The 3703-nt window shown below is 58.8% G+C and carries 5 protein-coding genes; 3 read left to right on the plus strand and 2 right to left on the minus strand.

What is annotated here, in order from left to right:
* Positions 1–593 (plus strand): amidohydrolase family protein (locus VIL80_RS14460; RefSeq protein WP_332036800.1); only part of this gene is annotated, 593 nt, incomplete at its 5' end.
* A gap of 70 nt (positions 594–663) precedes the next feature.
* Here the strand turns inward: VIL80_RS14460 and VIL80_RS14465 are convergent.
* A complete protein-coding gene (locus VIL80_RS14465; RefSeq protein ID WP_332036801.1) occupies positions 664–1587 on the minus strand; it encodes a M14 family metallopeptidase in 924 nt (307 codons plus the stop codon).
* A gap of 176 nt (positions 1588–1763) precedes the next feature.
* Between VIL80_RS14465 and VIL80_RS14470 the strand changes: the two genes are divergently transcribed.
* Complete coding sequence (locus tag VIL80_RS14470; RefSeq protein ID WP_332036802.1) at positions 1764–2180, plus strand: MerR family transcriptional regulator; 417 nt, start codon at positions 1764–1766, stop codon at positions 2178–2180.
* Positions 2181–2186: 6 nt separating this feature from the next.
* On the plus strand, positions 2187–3125 hold the full coding sequence (locus VIL80_RS14475) for an SDR family oxidoreductase (protein ID WP_332036803.1): 939 nt from the start codon (positions 2187–2189) through the stop codon (positions 3123–3125).
* Between the two features lie 34 nt (positions 3126–3159).
* Here the strand turns inward: VIL80_RS14475 and VIL80_RS14480 are convergent.
* The coding region (locus VIL80_RS14480; RefSeq protein WP_332036804.1) for a DNA polymerase domain-containing protein at positions 3160–3703 on the minus strand (544 nt) is incomplete at its 5' end.

The following is a 3703-nucleotide window of genomic DNA, read 5'->3' on the forward strand; positions in this document are numbered from 1 at the left end:
AGGTGAAGCGCTGGATCGAGCTCGGCGGCATCGTGAGCTCGAACCCCTACTACGTGACCGCGCTCGCCGGACGCTACGCCAAGCTTGGTATCGGACCGGAACGAGCGGCCAACATGGTGCCGCACGGTGACGTCTTGAAAAACGGCGGCTCGCTGTCCTTCCACTCCGACATGCCGATGGCACCGGCCAAACCGATGCAGCTGGTGTGGGCGGCGGTCAATCGCAATACCGCGGAAGGTCCAGTAGCCGGGCCACGGCACCGGGTGCCACTTGATGACGCGCTCAAAGCGATCACCATCGATGCCGCTTACTCAATCCAGATGGAGAAACAGGTCGGCTCGATCGAAGTGGGCAAAGACGCAAACCTGACCGTTCTGATGCAAAGCCCCTACGAGGTTGCACCGGAAAAGCTGAAAGACGTCGAAGTATGGGGCACGATGTTGGAGGGCCGCTTGCAGCCTATAGGCCCTGCCCCACGGTCGATGAAAACGGAGCCAGAATCTAATACGTCAATCAACACTGACGATGAAACGATTCAACAGGCGACCATCGACCGAATCGCGAAAGCGATCCAACACCGGCATGGTGACTGAAATCAATTTGCCGTTGAGTGGACCGCTTAACAAGAATATGCAGCGGCCAAAAGGCCGCTGACATCAGGCGCTACTGGTGTGCCAATGCGTAATCAATCGCCGCACACACCGCCACCGCCTGCGCGGTATTGCACTGTTCAGGTGTGGCGCGGGGGCTGTCCGGGTAGACCTCGGTAGTGGTCTTGTAGCGGGCGTTGGTGATACTGGCGCACAGACCCAGCTGCGTGAGCGCATATTCGATGACGCCGGGGGCGACCACCGGTGAGCCGATGATCTCGCCCTTTTCATCAGCGGGGGCGATGTGGGTAACCTTCTCAACCGCCGCGATCACCGCCTGCTGGAATTCCGGCTGCGGGTTCTCGCTGTCATCCACCAGATAGAAACCATCGGGAATACCACCCGGCGCGAACGGCTTGCCGTCGCGGGCGCACAGTGCGGGGCGGAACTCGGTTTCATCGGTATCGGTGGTCTCGTGCAGGTCGATATGCATCACAGCACGATCGCGGATGGGTGCCACCAATCGCAGCAGCGCCGCCGATTCCTCGGCCGGGCTGTTTTCGCGGAAGGAGCGATTCGGGTCGATGGCGTTCGGGTTCCAGCGGTGGATGCGCTCGTAGGCCCAGGGGCTGACACAGGGCGCAACCAGCAGGTTTACACGTCCCGCGTAATCCGCGGCATGCTGATCCACGAACTGCAGCGCACCGTGTACGCCGCTGGTTTCATAGCCGTGCACACCGCCCGTCACCAGCACCACCGGCAGGTCGTCATTCCAGTCGCGGCTGCGGATCGCCAGCAGCGGAAAGCTCTCGTCGCCATATTCCAGGCGGCCGTACTCCTCCACGTCGAAGCGCGCGCGCAGCGGCTCGATCTTGCTTACCACCTCAGACTCGTAGCTGCGGTGACGGGTCTGTCGCGACAACCACTCGGCGCGTTCCGCGTCGCCCCAAGGCGTGCCGGCAGTACCGATTGGATAGAATGCGGGGGCGGTGTTCATTTAGTTTGTTCTCCGGTGATGAGCGAGATAGGCGGGCATTCTAGCACCCGGCCGATACATTGCGGATGGGACGCGCGGCCAGCACAGACCGACCACAACATCCCCCGGCGACCGTTGACCTTAAACTTAACGTTAAGGTTATAGTCCACCCCGCACTGGCTGAGGGCCAAACAGAGATGAACATCGGCGAACTGGCAAAACGCACCGGGCTTACTCCCTCTCGAATCCGTTTCTATGAACGGATTGGTCTGTTAACCCAGGTTGAACGCCTACCTAACGGCTACCGCAGTTACCCGCCCGAGGCCGTAACGGCGCTGGGCTTGATCGCAACTGCCCAGGCGGCAGGCTTCAGCCTCGACGAACTGCGCACGCTGCTGCCCTCAGATTTGGCGGAATGGGACCACGCTCCCCTGGTTGAAGCTCTCCATCAGAAGGTGCAAGACATAGAGAACATCCAGGAGAAGCTCGCCGAGAGCAAGGCGCAGCTGCTTGAGGTTCTGGGAGAAATTGAGGCAAAGCCTGAAGATATGGACTGTGCAACTAACGCGCGCAGGGTTTTGGCACGGTTTGGGCTTATGCGAACTAAGGAGTAATAACAGATGCAAACAATACTGGGCGCAAGCGGACAAATCGGGCGTGAGTTGGCCCTGCATTTGAAGCGTGACTTCACCAGCGATATCCGCCTGGTCAGCCGTCGACCTGAAAAAATTAATGAAACAGATGAATTACTCAGCGCAGACTTACTGGATGCTGAGCAGACCCTGCGGGCCGTCGAGGGCTCAGAGATTGTCTACCTGACTGCCGGGCTACCCATGGATACCCAACTCTGGGTGGAACAGTGGCCCATCCTGATGCGCAATGTGATTGATGCCTGCGCGGCGCATAATGCCAAGCTGGTGTACTTCGACAACACCTATATGTATCCGCAGACAGACCAGCCGCAAACCGAAGATTCTCCGTTCGAACCGAATGGAGCAAAAGGTATGGTCCGGGGTGAAATCGCCACGATGCTTCTTGATGCCATGGCGCAGGGCCGTGTGCAGGCAATGATTTGCCGGGCACCGGAATTCTATGGCCCGGGAAAGACGCAAAGCATCACCAATGCAACCGTCATTGAGAACCTGTTAGCCGGGAAATCCGCGAAGGTGTTTCTGCGTGACGATGTGTTGCGCACGCTGATCTACACACCGGACGCCAGCCGCGCCATGGCCCTGCTCGGGAACACACCCGATGCCTACGGGCAGACCTGGCATCTGCCCTGCGACGACAACCGACTGACTTACCGCCAGTTCATCGAACTTGCCGCAGAGATTTTTGGTGTGGAAGCGAACTACACAGTGTTAAAACGCTGGCAGCTCTGGTTAGCTGGTCTGGCCAACAAAACGCTGCGAGACGCTGCTGAACTCCTGCCCCGCTACAAGGCGGATAACATCTTCGTCTCCGACAAATTCAAGTCGCGCTTCCCCGATTTCCAGGTCACCACCTTTCGGCAGGGCCTCAGCGCGATTGGCGAAGAACGGGCACTCCGTTCAAATTAAGCCATAAGAATAAAATTCGAATGCATGACGATGCTCAATCGCTCACGCCGAACAGGCCCAGCTGGCCATCCACCAGGCTGTCAAAATCCAGGTCGATGAAGGGCAATATGGCATCGGCCACGGGCTTGAGTTGCTTGTCGATATAGTGCTGGTAATCGATCGGTGACTGCTGGTAATCCACTGGCTCCGGGCCATTGAGGGTAATCACGTATCGAATCCAGCCTTTGTTCTGATAGCGGGGTTCCAGCCCTTGCTGGCGGCGGTATTCATCGGCCAGGCGCGCGGCGCGCACTTGGGGCGGCACGTTTTTTACGTATTGCTCCAGCTTGCGCCGGAGCCGCTTGCGATACACCAGCTGCTCGTCCATCTCTCCTGCCCGGGTTTTCTCCACCATCTCGCGAATATAGTCGGACGGATCTTCACCGTGGAACACCATAGCGTAGAGTTGGGTCTGGAACTGCTTGGCCAGTGCCGTCCAGTCGCTGCGCACCGTTTCCAGGCCCTTGAATACCAGCTTTTCCTCGCCCCCTTTTACCACCAGACCCGCATAGCGTTTCTTGGAGCCCGCCTCCGAGCCG

Source organism: Microbulbifer sp. (assembly GCF_036563125.1).
In the GTDB taxonomy this organism is placed as follows: Bacteria; Pseudomonadota; Gammaproteobacteria; order Pseudomonadales; family Cellvibrionaceae; genus Microbulbifer.